General features: G+C 67.7%; 14 protein-coding genes. 5 read left to right on the top strand and 9 right to left on the bottom strand.

The window, feature by feature from the left end; translation table 11 throughout:
• The first annotated feature begins 6 nt into the window (after window positions 1–6).
• A complete protein-coding gene (locus AB4Y99_RS07065; RefSeq protein ID WP_441522824.1) occupies window positions 7–1,161 on the top strand; it encodes an alpha-hydroxy acid oxidase in 1,155 nt (384 codons plus the stop codon).
• Window positions 1,162–1,240: 79 nt separating this feature from the next.
• Here the strand turns inward: AB4Y99_RS07065 and AB4Y99_RS07060 are convergent, their stop codons facing one another.
• The 7 genes from AB4Y99_RS07060 to AB4Y99_RS07030 form a co-directional block, all read right to left on the bottom strand.
• A complete protein-coding gene (locus tag AB4Y99_RS07060) occupies window positions 1,241–2,113 on the bottom strand; it encodes an amino acid ABC transporter substrate-binding protein (protein ID WP_112764917.1) in 873 nt (290 codons plus the stop codon).
• A gap of 57 nt (window positions 2,114–2,170) precedes the next feature.
• Window positions 2,171–3,241 carry an NAD/NADP octopine/nopaline dehydrogenase family protein gene (locus tag AB4Y99_RS07055; protein WP_441522823.1) on the bottom strand — a complete coding sequence of 357 codons (1,071 nt, stop codon included), beginning with the start codon at window positions 3,239–3,241 and terminating at the stop codon, window positions 2,171–2,173.
• An 84-nt stretch (window positions 3,242–3,325) separates the two neighbouring features.
• Entirely contained in the window at window positions 3,326–4,054 is a 729-nt protein-coding gene (locus AB4Y99_RS07050; RefSeq protein WP_038362977.1) for an amino acid ABC transporter ATP-binding protein, read from the bottom strand.
• Window positions 4,051–4,707 carry an amino acid ABC transporter permease gene (locus AB4Y99_RS07045; protein ID WP_441522822.1) on the bottom strand — a complete coding sequence of 219 codons (657 nt, stop codon included), beginning with the start codon at window positions 4,705–4,707 and terminating at the stop codon, window positions 4,051–4,053. Before AB4Y99_RS07045 ends, AB4Y99_RS07050 begins: the two co-directional genes overlap by 4 nt.
• The gene (locus AB4Y99_RS07040) at window positions 4,704–5,423 is read right to left on the bottom strand and encodes an amino acid ABC transporter permease (protein WP_441522821.1); all 720 of its coding nucleotides are present in this window, start codon (window positions 5,421–5,423) and stop codon (window positions 4,704–4,706) included. Before AB4Y99_RS07040 ends, AB4Y99_RS07045 begins: the two co-directional genes overlap by 4 nt.
• Before the next feature lie 78 nt (window positions 5,424–5,501).
• Window positions 5,502–6,959, bottom strand: coding sequence for an NAD(P)-binding domain-containing protein (locus AB4Y99_RS07035; protein WP_441522820.1), 1,458 nt, complete (start codon window positions 6,957–6,959; stop codon window positions 5,502–5,504).
• A complete protein-coding gene (locus AB4Y99_RS07030) occupies window positions 6,956–7,939 on the bottom strand; it encodes a LysR family transcriptional regulator (RefSeq protein ID WP_441522819.1) in 984 nt (327 codons plus the stop codon). Before AB4Y99_RS07030 ends, AB4Y99_RS07035 begins: the two co-directional genes overlap by 4 nt.
• A 90-nt stretch (window positions 7,940–8,029) precedes the next feature.
• Here AB4Y99_RS07030 and AB4Y99_RS07025 point away from each other — a divergent pair, with 90 nt between their 5' ends.
• Together AB4Y99_RS07025 and AB4Y99_RS07020 are read left to right on the top strand one after the other, a co-directional pair.
• Entirely contained in the window at window positions 8,030–8,524 is a 495-nt protein-coding gene (locus tag AB4Y99_RS07025; protein ID WP_441522818.1) for a CMD domain protein, read from the top strand.
• Window positions 8,521–9,096: a peroxidase-related enzyme gene (locus AB4Y99_RS07020; RefSeq protein WP_441522817.1), complete on the top strand. Its 576-nt coding sequence runs from the start codon at window positions 8,521–8,523 to the stop codon at window positions 9,094–9,096. The genes AB4Y99_RS07025 and AB4Y99_RS07020 overlap by 4 nt, the downstream gene beginning before the upstream one ends.
• A 7-nt stretch (window positions 9,097–9,103) precedes the next feature.
• On the opposite strand, the gene AB4Y99_RS07015 is transcribed toward AB4Y99_RS07020, so the two are convergent.
• A complete protein-coding gene (locus AB4Y99_RS07015) occupies window positions 9,104–10,171 on the bottom strand; it encodes an NAD/NADP octopine/nopaline dehydrogenase family protein (protein WP_441522816.1) in 1,068 nt (355 codons plus the stop codon).
• 22 nt (window positions 10,172–10,193) lie between these two features.
• A complete protein-coding gene (locus AB4Y99_RS07010; protein WP_441522815.1) occupies window positions 10,194–10,880 on the bottom strand; it encodes a GntR family transcriptional regulator in 687 nt (228 codons plus the stop codon).
• Window positions 10,881–11,085: 205 nt separating this feature from the next.
• On the opposite strand from AB4Y99_RS07010, the gene AB4Y99_RS07005 reads away from it, so the two are divergent.
• Together AB4Y99_RS07005 and AB4Y99_RS07000 are read left to right on the top strand one after the other, a co-directional pair.
• Window positions 11,086–12,588: an ABC transporter substrate-binding protein gene (locus AB4Y99_RS07005; protein ID WP_441522814.1), complete on the top strand. Its 1,503-nt coding sequence runs from the start codon at window positions 11,086–11,088 to the stop codon at window positions 12,586–12,588.
• 93 nt (window positions 12,589–12,681) lie between these two features.
• The coding region (locus tag AB4Y99_RS07000; protein WP_441522813.1) for a hydantoinase/oxoprolinase family protein at window positions 12,682–14,453 on the top strand (1,772 nt) is incomplete at its 3' end.

Genomic DNA, 14,453 nt, shown 5'->3' with positions numbered 1-14,453 from the left:
GCCGCGATGACCGCCTTCTCCCAGATCCTCAACGTCGCCGATGCGCGCCGCGCCGCTTCGCGCCGTCTGCCGCGCGGCCTGTTCGAATATGTCGATCGCGGCAGCGAGGACGAAGTCTCCATCGCCACCAACCGCAGTGAGCTCGACGCGATTCGGCTTTCGCCGGCTGTGCTGGTCGATGTCTCCCGGCGTTCGACCGAGGCCGAGATCCTCGGCCGGCGCCAGCCGCTCCCGCTGGTGATCGCGCCCACCGCCGTCGCCGGCCTCGTCTGGCACGATGGCGAGATCGCCATCGCCAAAGCCGCGGCGGCCGCCGGCATTCCCTTCTGCGTCTCGACGCAGTCGATCACCGCCATCGAGCGCATCGCTGCGGAATCCGGCGCGCGGCTCTGGTTCCAGCTCTATGTCTGGAAGAACCGCAAGCGCATGCTCGCGCTGCTCGACCGCGCCTGGGCGGCCGGGGCCGAAACCCTCGTCCTGACCGTCGACACCGCCGTCGGCCCCAACCGCGAATACAATCTCCGCAACGGCTTCGGCATTCCGCTGAAGGCCTCGTGGCGGGCGGGTCTCGACGTCGCGCTGCATCCCCGCTGGACGGCCTCCGTCATGCTGCGGGCGCTGGCGACGGGCGGCGTGCCGACCTATGCGCATTACCCCGACGGGTTCCGCACCAAGCTGGGCCGCGCCGCGCTCTCCGACGAGCTCAGCCTGGCGGCGGACGTGACCTGGGAGGATGTGAAGCTGCTGCGCCGGCACTGGCGCGGCAAGCTCGTGCTCAAGGGCGTCCTGCGGGTGGAGGATGCGCAGGCGGCGCTGTCGCACGGCGTCGACGCCATCGTCGTGTCGAACCATGGCGCGCGCAACCTCGACTGCGCGCCCGGCCCGACCCAGGTGCTGCCGGCGATCGCCGACGCCATCGCCGGCCGTCTCGAGATCCTGGCCGATAGCGGCGTGCGCCGCGGCGCCGACATCGCCCGCTTTCTCGCTTTGGGTGCGAACGGCGTCCTGATCGGCCGCGCGCCGCTCTATGGTGTGGCGATCGGCGGCGCGGAAGGCGCTGGCCGCATCCTCGACATCCTCGCCAACGAACTCAGGATCACGATGGGCATGCTGGGCACTCCCGCGCTCCGCGATCTCCGGCTCGCCCCCTCAGGCGCCTGACCGCAAGCGATCGGCAGGCCCTGCCGCCGCGCGGAGCGCGGCGGGTCCGGTTCTCAGGCGCCGTGACGGCGGCGCAGGCTCATTCGGCGTAGGATTGCGTCGCCCAGGCGGCCCGCAGCTTCGGCCCGACATGGGCGCCGAGCGGCCCGAACCACTTCATGTACAAGGCCTCGGCCTCGCCCGATTTGAACATCTTGCCCATCGTGTGATTGACGATCCAGAGGATGGTCGGGTTGAGCTTGGGCACCATGAAGCCTTGCGGCGCATAGCCGTATTCGTCGCCGACGATCTCCAGCGCGTCGGGCTTCTTCGACTGCTTGATCAGCCCGTAGAAGGCGCCATTGTCGCTGAAATAGGCATCAGCGCGCCGGGTCTCGACCGCGATCAGGGCGGCGGCGTGGTCGTCGACATTGATGACGCGCAGATTGAGCTTGCGCTCGGCCACGAGCTTCTTGAGGTCGGGCTCGCTGGTGCCGCCCGTCGCCACCGCCACGATCTTGCCGTTGAGGTCGTCGTAATTCTTGATGCCGGTGCTCTTGAGGACCAGGAGCTGGCTTGCCGAGACGTGGCTGACCGACGAGAAATCGACCTGCTTGTTGCGGCCGAAGGTGTTGACCGTCCCCTCGCATTCGAGGTCGATCGTCCCGTTGGCGACGAGCGCCTGCCGGTTCTGGATCGTCATCGGCACGTATTTGATCTTGATCTCGGGCAGGTTCAGCTCGGTCTTGATGTCCTCGATGATGCGCTTGCAGAACTCGACCGCATAGCCCGTCGGATTCTTGTTGTCGTCGAGATAGCTGAACGGAAACAGCGCCTCGCGGACGCCCATGGTGATGGTCTGCGTCTCTTTCAGCTTCTTGACGATGCCGTCGACCTCCTGGGCCCCGGCGGCCGAACTCGCCAGGTTCAGCGCCAGACATGCGCCCGCAGCTGCAGCAAGATGGAATCTCATGGCTCTCTCCCGGTTATCGCGATCGCTCGCATGGCCGCCCTCGCCGGAGGACGGTGTCTAAAATCCATYCCGCGCCCGCGCCTCCAGCTCGTCGCGCGCCATCGCCGCGAAGCCGAGCGCCGGCAGCAACTCGTTCTCGCCCGCGAAATCCCGCCCATAGGCGGCCGACAGCATCGTCAGCCCCGCCTCGTGCAAGGTCGCCGGTTTCCCGGCGAGCCGGCCGAGCAGCACGGTGGGCCATAATCCGTAAGGTGCATCTTCGAGAACGTAGCGGCTCTCCAGCGTCGTCGGGCCGAAACCGCCCTTGCCGCGGCCATGCAGCTCGGCATTCATCTCCGCGATGCTGGCGACCGGAAGCTGGTAGGAATAGGCATAATGCTCGCGGATCGTCCGGACCGAGACGCCGAAGGCCTCGGCGATGGCGAGCCGCTCCGCATCGAGCGCTTCCATCACGCGCCCGACGGCGGTGGTGACGTTCTCGGCCTGGCCCCAGCTTTCGCCCCGCTCCATCCGCGTCAGGTTGAACAGGGCGATGGCGAGATGGTTCTGCGGGTTGAGATTGCTCAGAGCGATCGCCAGCAGTCCCTCGCGGACGACGAAGCGCTCGCCGAACAGGGCGTTGCACAGCGCCAGCGCTTCGGCCGCAGCTTCCTGCGGCAAGGACGCGATGTCGATCTTGGAGCGCAGCGAATTCACCGCGACCTCGGTCGGCGATGCCTTGCGGCCGGTCGTCAGGGTCGTCCCCCATACGACGATGGGCACAGACAGCTTCCGCGCCGCCAGCAGCTGCGAAAGGTAGAGCGCGCCGAAGGAGGCATGCGAGCTGACGATGACGGATTGCCCCTCCCTCAGATGAGGGGCGATCGCATCGAACGCCATCTTGTGGGCGTAGCCCGGCATCGCCAGCATCACGACGTCGGCGCTGGCGACGGCTTCCGCGGCGCTTCCCGCGATACGCGGGTGGAAGCTGGCTTCGATCGCTCCCGTCGCGCGCAGCGGCGCTCCCGCAGCAAGCTGCTCCGTGCTCCGGCCGGAGGGCGACCACAGCATCGGGTCATGCCCCATGGCCGACAATTGAGCCGCGGCGCCGCAGGCCGCCGCTCCTGCACCGAGAATGCTAACGCGCATCGTGGAATCGCCTCTCCCGACGGAACCGCCGGCTTGTTGTCGCTCGCATGACCATGGCTGGCCGCTGGAAACGCCCATGACCGCTCAATGCGTCAGGACCTGCTTCAGGAATTGCCGCGCCCTCTCCGAGGCAGGGGCTGTGAAGAACTGCTCCTTGGGCGTGTCCTCGACGATCTCGCCACGATCCATGAACAGGACGCGATCCGCAACGCGTTGGGCGAAGCCCATCTCATGGGTGACGACGATCATGGTCATGCCTTCGAGGGCGAGCTCCTGCATCACCTCCAGCACCTCGTTGATCATCTCGGGGTCGAGCGCCGAGGTCGGCTCGTCGAACAGCATCGCCTGCGGGTTCATCGCCAGGGCGCGTGCGATCGACACGCGCTGCTGCTGCCCGCCGGAGAGTTGCGACGGGCGTTGTCCCAGCTTGTCGCCAAGCCCGACCCGCGTCAGGATCTTCGCCGAGCGCTCATCGGCCTCCTTCTGCGAGCGCCTGAGCACATGGATCTGCGCCAGGCTGACATTCTGCAGCGCGGTCATGTGCGGGTAGAGCTCGAAACTCTGGAAGACCATGCCGATGCGCGAGCGCAGGGCCGGCAGGTCGGTCTTCGGCGACGAGACCGAGACGCCGTCGACCGTGATCGTGCCGCGCTCGAACGGCACCAGCCCGTTGATGCATTTGATCAGCGTGCTCTTGCCGGAGCCCGACGGCCCGCAGACCACCACGACCTCGCCGAGACGGATCTCGGCCGAGCAGCCGCGCAGGATGTGCTGGGGGCCGTAGGATTTGTGCACGTCGTCCAGAACGATCATGACGGGCGCCCCTTCGTGTAGAATTCGGCAAGCTTCGTGACGGAGAGGCAGATCACCAGATAGACGACGGCGACCAGCGTATACATTTCGGTGGAACGCCCGTCGCGGGCGGCGACCACGCTCGCGGCGGTGAGGAAGTCGTGCAGCGATACGACATAGACCAGCGAGGTGTCCTGGAACACGATCACGATCTGGTTGAGGATCAGCGGCCCCATCGCTCGCATCGCCTGCGGCATCACGATCAGCCGCAGCACCTGCCAGCGGCGCAGGCCCGTCGCCAGCCCGGCATCGCTCTGCCCGGAGCGGACGCTGCCGATGCCGGCGCGGATGATCTCGCAATAGAACGCCGCCTCGAACAGGACGAAGGCGATCAGGGCCGAGGTCAGCGAGCCGACCGGCCGCCCGATGGCGAGCGGCATCAGGAAATAGAACCAGAACAGCACCAGCACCAGCGGCAGCGAGCGCATCACCGTGACGTAAGCCGCCGCCGGAACCGAGATCAGCCGGTGCGTGGACAGCCGCATCAGCGCTAGCCCGAAGCCGACGACGAGGCCGCCCAGCGTCGCGACCAGAACCAGCAGCGCGCTGAGCGCCATCCCTTCGGCGAGGAATCCATACGAGCGGGCGATCACGCCCCAGTCGAAATCGCTCACGTCGTGGCCTTTCGCAGCGAGGCTCCGCCGATCCGGCCATCGACGAGGCGCATCAGCCCCGTCGCGCACAGGCCGATCACCAGATAGCCCACGGTCGCGAAGGTGAAGGCTTCGAAGCCCTGGAAGGTGTAGTTCTCGACATGCCGGCTTTGCGCGGTCAGTTCGAGCACGCCGATCGTCAGGCTGAGCGAGGACAGTTTGATCGTGATCAGGAACTCGGAGGTCAGCGGCCCGACGATGGCACGCAGGCCCAGCGGCAGGGCGATCAGCCGGAAGGCCTGCAGCGGGCGCAGGCCCGTGGCGAGTGCCGCCGGCAACAACGGCGCGCCGACGGCCTCGATGCCGGCGCGAACCTGCTCGGCGACGCGCGCCCCGGCGAACAGGCCGATGGCGACCACCGCGGTGACGATTTCCGGATAAGGCAGGTCCCGCTTCAGCCAGAGGCCAACCCCGTCGGGAACGATCTCGGGCAGGACGAAATACCACAGGAACAGCTGGACGAGCGGCGGCACGCTGCGGAACACGTCGATATAGATGCCGGCCAGCAGGCGCGCCACGCGAGACGGGGCGCTGCGGGCGACGCCGACGACGATGCCGATCGTCAGCGCGACGGCCCAGCTCAGGATGCTGATCGCCAGCGTCAGGAGCAGGCCACTCCACAGCCAGTCGATATAGGGCTCCCTGATCAGGACCGACCAGTCCCAGCGGTAATTCATCCGTCCCTACCTGTCCCGAGGTCGCCCCGACGCATTGGTTATCCAGCTAAAGCAAAATGAAGAGCACCATCTAAATTGTCAGCCCGAAGCCGCCGAGTGCGGCGCGACCGTCCACTCGTCACCCAGCAGCTCCGGCGTGTCATAGGCGACGAGCGCGGCGTAATGCGTCTCGCGATCCTCGCTGAACAGCCCGGCGGTGATGCTGCGCGCAAGGCGATCCGCGCCGTCGCTGACGGCCGGGATGTCGCCCGAGAGCTTCCCGTGGGAGAGCATCGCCGGATAGTTGAAGCAGTGGATCCGCGACAGCGCCGGGCAGGAGCCGGGCTCGCGTTCCTGGAACTCGAAGCCGGGCCCGAGATCCGGGGCATTGGCGAGCTCCGCATTGTCGAGGCCGGCAGGGGGCGTATAGCGGTGCTTCCAGAAGCGGATGAAGGGCACGAAGGCCGCAAGCTCCGGCCGCAGGCCGAGATCGACCTGGAAACCCGTCGCCAGGATCAGGAAATCGAGCGGATAGGCACCGCTCGGCGTGGTCAGGACGAGATGGCCGTCGCGCTCCTCCAGGCTCAGGATCGGGCTGCCGAGATGGAAGCGCGCCTGCGGATGCCGCGAGACGCGCAGCGTCGAATCGCGCGGCGGCGGCGTCTGCGCCTTCATCGCATGGTCGAGAAAGCGCCATTTCCACTCATCCGGCAGGGCAGCGAAACCATGGACCACGCCCTGGCTGCCGATGCCCGTGAACTTGTTGACGCGCGGCAGGTCCTTGCGGCGAACGAAGAGATCGAGGCTGCCAGCCCCCTGTTCGAGAGCCTCCGCCGCATTGTCCATGGCGGAGGCGCCGGCGCCGACGACCCCGATGCGCTTGCCCCTGAGAGCCTCGAAATCGACCTCCTCCGAGCTATGGGCCCAGAGCTTGCGGTCGATACCGGAGACAATTTCCGGCACGAAGGGGCCGCCGAGCCCGTCGCGGCCGGTCGCCAGCACGAGATGGCGGGCGCGGATGACGCGCTCGGCGCCGGCTTCGCGCAGGCGCAGCGTCAGCAGCTCCTCGGGGCCGGGTTCGACGGCGAGAAGCTCGACCTCGTTGCGGACCGGCAGCTCGAGCACGCGGCGATACCAGGTGAGGTATTCCATCCATTGCCGCCGCGGGATCTTGCCCAGCGCGTTCCAGGCGTCCTGGCCGAACTGTGCCTCGTACCAGGCGCGGAAGGTCAGGGCCGGCAGGCCGAGCGCCGGGCCCGTGAGCTGCTTAGGCGAGCGCAGCGTTTCCATGCGCGCGAAGGTCACCCAGGGCCCTTCGCGGCCGGCCGGCGCCTTGTCGAGCACCAGCAGATTCGCGATGCCGAGCCCCTTCAGCGCCGCCGCCGCGGCGAGCCCGCACATCCCGGCCCCGACGATCACGACGTCGGTGACGGGCTCTCCGGCGAAGGTACGCGGCGGCACCCAGCTTTTGGCCGGCCATTCCAGCCAGGAGAGGTCCTGTCGCAACCGGATTTCGAGCTGGCGCAGGCCGATGGCCGGCGGCGTGTTGGCGTTCATGGTGCAAGGTCTTTCGGATGGGGAGAAGAGCCCAGGGCGTCGGCCATCAGCCGGTCGCGGGCCGTCGCGGCGTGCCGGACGAAGCCCGGCAGCGTCTCGCGTGAAATCGTCTCGAGCGCCTCGACAAGGCCCGAGGCCAGGCCGCTCAACGGCCGGCCATAAGGCGAGAAGACCGCCCAGAAGAAGGGTATCGACAGGTCGAGCGGGCGGATCGCCACCCCCTCCACCGGCACGCCATGGGCCATGACCGGCTCGACGATCGCAATGCCGAGGCCCGCCCGCGCCGACATGATGGCGGTCTGCGCGGTGTTGCTGTCGAGGATCGCGGCCGGCACGATGCCACGCTCCGCCAGCGCCATATCGAGACGGCGGCGCCAGCGGAACGGATTCGCCATGGTGATCAGCCGGCGACCCGCCAGGCTCGCGAGCGGAATGCGGTCGCTGCCGGCGAGCGGGTCGTCCGCCGCGACGACAGCGACGCAGGGCGCCTCGCCGATCCAGTGAATGTCGATCGCCGGGTGCTCGACCGGCAGGCTGGCGATGCCGATTTCGCAGCCCTGCGTGGCAACCGCCTCCACGACCTGCTCGGCGATGGCGGTCCGGACATGGATCCGGTCGGGGAGGCTGTCTCCATCCAGGCGGGCGAGCGCAGCCGGCAGCATGCCGGAGAAGGCGGCGATGGCGGCGACGGACAGCGAAGGCGGCCGCTCCTGCGCGATGGCGTCGGCCCGCTCGCGCAGCAGCCGCAGCCAGGCGATCACCGGCTCGACCTCCTGGTAGAAGCGCAGGCCCTGCCCGGTCGGGGTGACGCGCGGCCCGGCGCGATGCAGCAGGCCGAAGCCGAGGGAGGCTTCGAGATCCTGGATCAGGCGGGTCAGAGCCGGTTGCGAGCGCCCGAGCAGCCGCGCCGCGCCGGTGATGCTCCCGGCGGACATGACGGCGGCGAAGGCTTCGAGCTGGCGCAGATCCATGGCATCCATAATTCCAAATCCGAATGATATGGACATCATGATACGCGTCAAGCATTATTCGATCGGGCGACGAGACGCCCGCCTTGCGCGGAGGATGGAATGACTTTGATCGAGACCCTGGCCGGCGTCGGGGCAGGCTCCCCCCTCGCCGAGGCGCTGGCACAGCGGGCGCAAATCATGGAATTGAGTCAGGCCAGCCACGATGCAGTGTTGCTGCCGCGCGAGCCGGGCGGCCTCAGCCATGCCGAGCGGGCCGCGCTGGCGACGCGCATGGCCTCCGTCAATCGCGACAACGCCCTGGCCGCGCATTACCGCGCCTTGCTGGCGGATGCCGGCGAAACGCCAGTCCTCGCCGCGATCGCTGCCGGCGAGGACGCGAGCCAGGCCGGCGCCGATGCCCGGCTCGCCGCTTTGGTCCGCCACATCGACATCCTCACCGCCCGGACGCGGGAGGCGACGAAGGGGGATGTCGCCGCGCTCGTCGCGGCCGGCATCACTGAACCCGATGTCGTCCGGCTCGCGGAGCTGGCCGCCTTCGTCAACTATCAGGCCCGCGTCATCGCCGGGCTGCGCCTGCTGGGAGCCTCCCGATGAGCAAGGTCGTCCACGAATTCACCGCGACGGTTCCGCGCTGGCAGCCCTATGTCACGCCCGTCGAGATCGACAAGGCGACGCCCGAGCAGCTCGAGGCGATGCAGGTGACGCCGTCGAACAAGAAGATCTCGGCCTATGTGCTGACGCTGGCGCATGATCCGGAATCGCTGAAGGTGCGCTCGCCGCTCTTCAACGCGATCATGTACGGCAGGGGCGGCCTGTCCTCGGCGGAGCGCGAGCTCGGCGCCGTGGCGGCCTCGATCGTCAATGCTTGCGTCTACTGCGCCGCGGTCCACGCCTCGCGCTTCAACCAGCTCACCAAGCGCCCGGAGGTGATGGAGACGATCTTCGCGGCGGGCACGCAGGCCGAGCTCGAGGAGCAGCATCAGGCGATCTTCGACTTCGCCGTGAAGCTCTCGCAATCGCCGCCCGCCGCCGGCGCGGCGGAGCTTGCGGCATTGCGCGAGGTCGGCCTGTCCGAGGTCGAGATCCTCGACCTCATCCTCTCCGCCTCGATCTTCGGCTGGGCCAACCGGCTGATGCACACGCTCGGAGAGCCGGTGGCGGACTAGAGCCGGATCAGTCCCCGCGCAGCTCCCGGTGGAGCTGCGCGGCGGAAAACCGGCCAAGGTCGAGCGCGGGCAGCAGATCGTTCTCGGCGCGGAAGTTCCGGGCGCAGATCGCGTCGAACAGSGCGATGCCGGCCTGATGCARCGGCAGCGCCACGCCGGCGACCTGCCCCAAGGCCTCGAGCGGAACCAGGCCGAAGGGCACGTCCTCGGTGATGAAGCGGGTGTCCAGCGTCTTCGGGCCGAGCAGCTCCGGCCGGTTCCTGTAGACGGCCGCCGCCATCTCGCCGACCGGGCCCGGCGCCACGCCGAAGGAATGCACATAGTGGTCCTGCACGCTGCGGACCGACAGGCCGAAGGCCCCGGCCAGCGCCAGGCGCTCGACATCCATGGCATCGACGATGCGGCCGACGCCCTGGGTGATCGAGCCGTAATTGGGCCAGTCCTCGCCGCGCTCGGCACGGGTCAGGTTGCCCAGCATGTTCGCGACATGGGCCGGCGGGTTGAGGTTGCTGAGCATGATCGCGAGCACATCCTCGCGCGGCTCGAAGCGATCGCCGAACAGGGCGCGGCAGGCATCGAGGCCCGCCTGCGCATGGCGAACCGGCAAGGTGGCGACGTCGAGCTTCGCCCGGATGCCCGAGACATGGACGCTGCGCGGCCCGCTCTTGCGCGCAGTCAGCGCCGTCGTCGCCCAGGCCGCGATCGGGACGTCGACGCCCCGCTCCTGCAGCAGGCGGTGYAGATGGAGCGCCGCGAAGGAGCAATGGGCGCTGATGATGACGCTCTGTCCGGCAACGAGATGCGGTGCGAGCGCATCGAGCACCGTCTTGAAGCCATTCGCCTGCACCGTGACGATGACCGCCTCGGCCCCCGCGACGGCCTCGGCGCAATCGCGGGCGACGCGCAACGGCACGGCGGTTTCGAGCTTGCCGGTGACGGTCAGCGATGCATCCCCGGCAAAATCGGCCAGGGCCGCTCCGCTCGGCGACCAGATCACAGGCTCATGCCCCTGGGCGGTCAGGTAGGCGGCATAGCCGCGCCCGATCCCGCCGAAGCCGATGATGGCGACGCGCATGGCTCAATCCTCTCGGGTGATGTCAGACGACTTCGAGACCGCCCATCACATGCTTGTGGACGACGGCCTCCAGCCCGGGCTTGTCGCGCTCGCGCAGGCGTTCGACGATCTCGTAGTGCTCGCTCACCGTATTGGCGAGCAGGGCGGCGGTGTTCTTCTCGCGCGTCAACGTGACGGGCACTCGGCTGCGCAAATCGAAGATCATCGAGACGAGGTCGCGGTTCGGGCAGAATTCCAGCATCACGGCATGGAAGGCGTAGTTCGCCTCCTCCTGCGCGACCACGGTCCCGGCATTGACGGCTTCGGCGAAGGCGTCGGCGCGCAGCAGCAAGCGTTGCAGCCCCGCCTCATCGATATGCTTCAGCACCTCCGCGGCGGCCGCGACCTCCAGGATCGCGCGGATCGTCACAACATTGCGGAAGCGCTCCTTGTCGAAACTCTCGACGCGGTAGCCGCGATTGGCCTCCAGCTTGACGAAGCCCTTCTCCTCGAGCCGGTCCAGCGCCTGGCGGATGTCGAGCCGTGAGGCGCTGTACTGCGCTTCGAGATCGACCTGCTTCAGCCAGGAGCCGGCGCTGAGCCGGCCCGTGCTGATGTCCTTCTCGATCAGCTTTGCGAGTTCGCGCGCCCGCGAGGCGCTGCCGCCGGCAGCGCGCTTGCCGCCCRCCTCGCCAGCCGTCCTGCCGCCCTGCTCAGTCACCAAAACCATCGCGCCGTGTTCCAAAGACGAATCCGAGCATGTTCCCGGCCATCATCACCCGCTTTGCCGCCCGACCGCAATTCGCCTGCAGGCATCCGGAGGTGAAGCTCACTGCCCATGCCCGCCGATTGAGCAAAAACATCCATAGACCGAGATTGACAGATGCCAATCGTGAATTCAAGATTGGCGCCAAAGTCAAGCACAGGGGATCGTCATGCGCAACCGGGCCCACAGCCTCGCCGCCGCTCTCGCTTTCGCGATGAGCTCAACCGCCCTTCTCTCCCCCGCCTTGGCGCGCGACCTGACGATCGCGCTGTCGAGCAACGTCAACACGCTCGATCCCGACAAGTCGACGACGGTCGGCACCGACCTCAGCGTCGCCGCGCACATCTACACCCCGCTGGTCGACCGCGGCCCCGATCTGAAGCTGCGGCCGGGCCTCGCCACCAAATGGCAGGCGATCGGCGACACCGCCTGGCAGTTCACCCTGCGCGAGGGCGTGACCTTCTCGAACGGCGAGAAGCTCGATGCGGAGGCCGTGAAATGGAATGTCGAGCGCGTGCTCGACCCCAAGACCGGCGCGCGCAACAAGCCCTGGTTCGCCGCGATCAACGAGGTCCGGGTCATCTCCCCGACCACCGTCGAGTTCGTCACCAAGGGCGCCTATCCCGACCTGCCCGACCAGATGTCGATGTTCCTGCTGATGCCGCCGAAATGGACGCAGCAGAACAACCCCTCCGTGGCGGCGCTCGGCAGCGGCCCCTATGAGCTCGTCCGTTTCGCCAGCGGCGACCGCATCGTGCTGAAGGCGCGCCAGGACTACTGGGGCGAGAAGCCGGCCTTCGACAACGTCACCTTCCGCATCATCCCCGAGGATTCCTCGCGCATCGCCGCGCTCCAGGCCGGCGATGTCGATCTCATCACCGGCTTCCCGACCTCCGAGATCGCGCGCATCAAGGCAGGCGGCAAGGCCGAGGCCTCCTCGGTCGCCGGCACGCGCGGCATGTTCATCAAGCTCAACGGGCTGAAGGCGCCGTTCAAGGACAACCCGAAGCTCTGGCGCGCGCTCAATCTCGGCATCGACCGCAAGGCGATCAATGACGGGCTGCTCGACGGCCTGGCCCAGATCAGCGCCTGCCAGCCGTTGTCCTCGGTCTATTTCGGCTACAACCCCGATCTGAAGCCCGTCCCCTACGATCCCGCCGAGGCCAAGAAGCTCTTGGCCGAGGCCGGCTTTGCCAACGGCCTGACCATGGATCTGGAAGTGCCGACCGGGCGCTACATCCAGGCTTCCGACATCGCCCAGGTCGTCGCCTCCCAGCTCGGCGAGATCGGCGTCACTGTGAAGCTGCGCGAGATGGAATTCGGCGCCTTCATGAACAAGTACATCGTCGGCAAGAATCTCGGCGACTCCGCCTATTTCGGCCTGGGGTGGCCGACGCTCGACGCGGGCGGGCTCCTGAACTTCTGGGAGAAGGAGAACCCGCAATCCTACTGGGAGAACGACAGCTTCAACGAGGATGCGAAGGCGGCCCGTTCGACCAATAATCCGATCAGGCGTCTGGGACTCTATCGCAAGCTGACCAAGCAGCTCTGCGAGGATTCGCCCTCGATCTTCATGTTCTTCACGCCGATCACCTACGCCCAGTCCAAGACCATCGCCTGGCAGGCGCGCGGCGACGACTGGGTCCGCGCGATCGACATCAAGACGCGCTGAGCGCCCCTCGAACGACCTGAGCGGCGGGCCTCATCGGCTCGCCGGCGGCGGAGCCTTGCCTGAATTTCCGATCAACCGGATCGCGACAAAGTCATGACCGTTCAAGACGAAACCACCCTGAAGCTGCGCGTCGGCGTCGATTCCGGCGGCACCTTCACCGATGTCTGCATGTTCGACGAGACGCATGGCGAGATCCATGTCTGGAAGGTGTCGAGCACGCCGCAGGACCCTTCGCTGGGCATCGCCGGCGGCATCGAGCAGGGCGTCGCAGAGGTCGCCAAGGCGACGGGGCAGAAGGTCGATGTGGTCTATTTCGGCCATGGCACGACGGTCGCGACCAATGCGCTGATCGTCGGGCGCGGCGCCGAGACGGGCCTCATCACCACCAAGGGCTTTCGCGACGTGCTGGAACTGCGCCGGCAGAAGCGCGATTCCCTCTACGACATCCAGACGCAGAAGCCGCGCATCCTGGTGTCGCGCGACAAGCGTCTCGAGGTCAGCGAGCGCGTGCGCTTCGACGGCAGCATCCACACCCCGCTCGACGAGGACGAGGTGCGCGCCGCCGCCCGCAAGCTCAAGGCCGATGGCATCACCACGGTCGCCGTCTGCTTCCTGTTCTCCTTCGTCGAGCCGGTGCATGAGAAGCGCGTCAAGGAGATCCTGGCCGAGGAGATGCCGGGCGCCTTCGTCTCGATCTCGCATGAGGTCGCGCCCGAGTTTCGTGAGTACGAGCGGCTCTCGACCACGGTCGTGAACGCCTATCTCGGCCCGATCATGAAATCCTATCTCTCGAAGCTGCAGCCGCGGCTGGCCGAGATCGGCATCGATGCCCATCCGCATCTGACCCAGTCGAATGGCGGCGTGATCTCGTCGGAGGTAGCGCAGAATTTCCCGGCGCGCACCGTGCTCTCGGGGCCGGCGGCCGGCGTCATCGGCGCGTTGTCCGTTGGCGGCCTTTCCGGCTTCGACAACATCATCACCTTCGACATGGGCGGCACCTCGACCGACGTCTCGCTGATCGACCGCGGCCGGCCGCAGATGTCGAACGATGCCGTCGTTCACGGCTATCCGCTGAAGCTGCCGATGCTCGACATCCACACCGTCGGCGCCGGCGGCGGCTCGATCGCCCATATCGATGCCGGCGGCCTGCTCAAGGTCGGCCCGCGTTCGGCCGCCGCCGATCCCGGCCCGGTCTGCTACGGGCGCGGCAACGAGGAGCCGACGGTCACCGACGCCAATGTCGTGCTGCAGGTGCTGAACCCGACACATCTCCTGAACGGCCGCATGAAGATCGACCAGGCCCGCGCCAAGGCGGCGATCGGGCGCCTCGCCGACCAGCTCGGCCTCGGCGTCATGGAGACGGCGCAAGGCATCATCAGCGTCGTCATCGCCAATATGGCCAAGGCCATCCGCGTGATCTCGGTCGAGCGCGGCTATGATCCGCGCGACTATGTCATGCTCGGCTTCGGCGGCGCCGGCCCGATCCATGCCGCCCGGCTTGCCCGCGAGCTGGAGATCCCGCGCCTCGTCGTCCCGAAATATCCGGGCATCATGTGCGCGCTCGRCCTGCTGCTCACCGATCTGCGCACCAATCTCTCGCTGACGCGGCTCCTGCCTCTGAGCGAGGCCGGCGCGCCGGGCATGGAGAGCGGCTTCGCCGGCCTCGAGGAGCGCGGGCAGGACTGGTTCGCGCAGGAGGCGATCCCCGAGGAGCGCCGCTCGCTGATCCGCTCGGTCGACATGCGCTATGGCGGCCAGGGCTACGAGCTCACCGTGCCCTGCCCCGCCGGCCCGATCGACGCGGCGGCGCTCGTCACGCTGCGCGCGGAGTTCGAGCGCATCCACAAGCAGGTCTATGGCTATGT

The sequence above is a fragment of the Allobosea sp. TAB14 genome, from assembly GCF_052113865.1.
GTDB lineage: Bacteria > Pseudomonadota > Alphaproteobacteria > Rhizobiales > Beijerinckiaceae > Allobosea > Allobosea spartocytisi.
The sequence above is the reverse complement of the archived record's forward strand: the minus strand, read 5'-3'. Positions and strand labels throughout refer to the sequence as shown.

Bases quoted from the DNA above. Each gene is read 5' to 3' on its own strand.
- AB4Y99_RS07065 (WP_441522824.1), top strand. From the start codon at position 7: ATGACCGCCTTCTCCCAGATCCTCAACGTCGCCGATGCGCGCCGCGCC.
- AB4Y99_RS07060 (WP_112764917.1), bottom strand. From the start codon at position 2,113: ATGAGATTCCATCTTGCTGCAGCTGCGGGCGCATGTCTGGCGCTGAAC.
- AB4Y99_RS07050 (WP_038362977.1), bottom strand. From the start codon at position 4,054: ATGATCGTTCTGGACGACGTGCACAAATCCTACGGCCCCCAGCACATC.
- AB4Y99_RS07040 (WP_441522821.1), bottom strand. From the start codon at position 5,423: ATGAATTACCGCTGGGACTGGTCGGTCCTGATCAGGGAGCCCTATATC.
- AB4Y99_RS07035 (WP_441522820.1), bottom strand. From the start codon at position 6,959: ATGAACGCCAACACGCCGCCGGCCATCGGCCTGCGCCAGCTCGAAATC.
- AB4Y99_RS07030 (WP_441522819.1), bottom strand. From the start codon at position 7,939: ATGGATGCCATGGATCTGCGCCAGCTCGAAGCCTTCGCCGCCGTCATG.
- AB4Y99_RS07025 (WP_441522818.1), top strand. From the start codon at position 8,030: ATGACTTTGATCGAGACCCTGGCCGGCGTCGGGGCAGGCTCCCCCCTC.
- AB4Y99_RS07020 (WP_441522817.1), top strand. From the start codon at position 8,521: ATGAGCAAGGTCGTCCACGAATTCACCGCGACGGTTCCGCGCTGGCAG.
- AB4Y99_RS07005 (WP_441522814.1), top strand. From the start codon at position 11,086: ATGCGCAACCGGGCCCACAGCCTCGCCGCCGCTCTCGCTTTCGCGATG.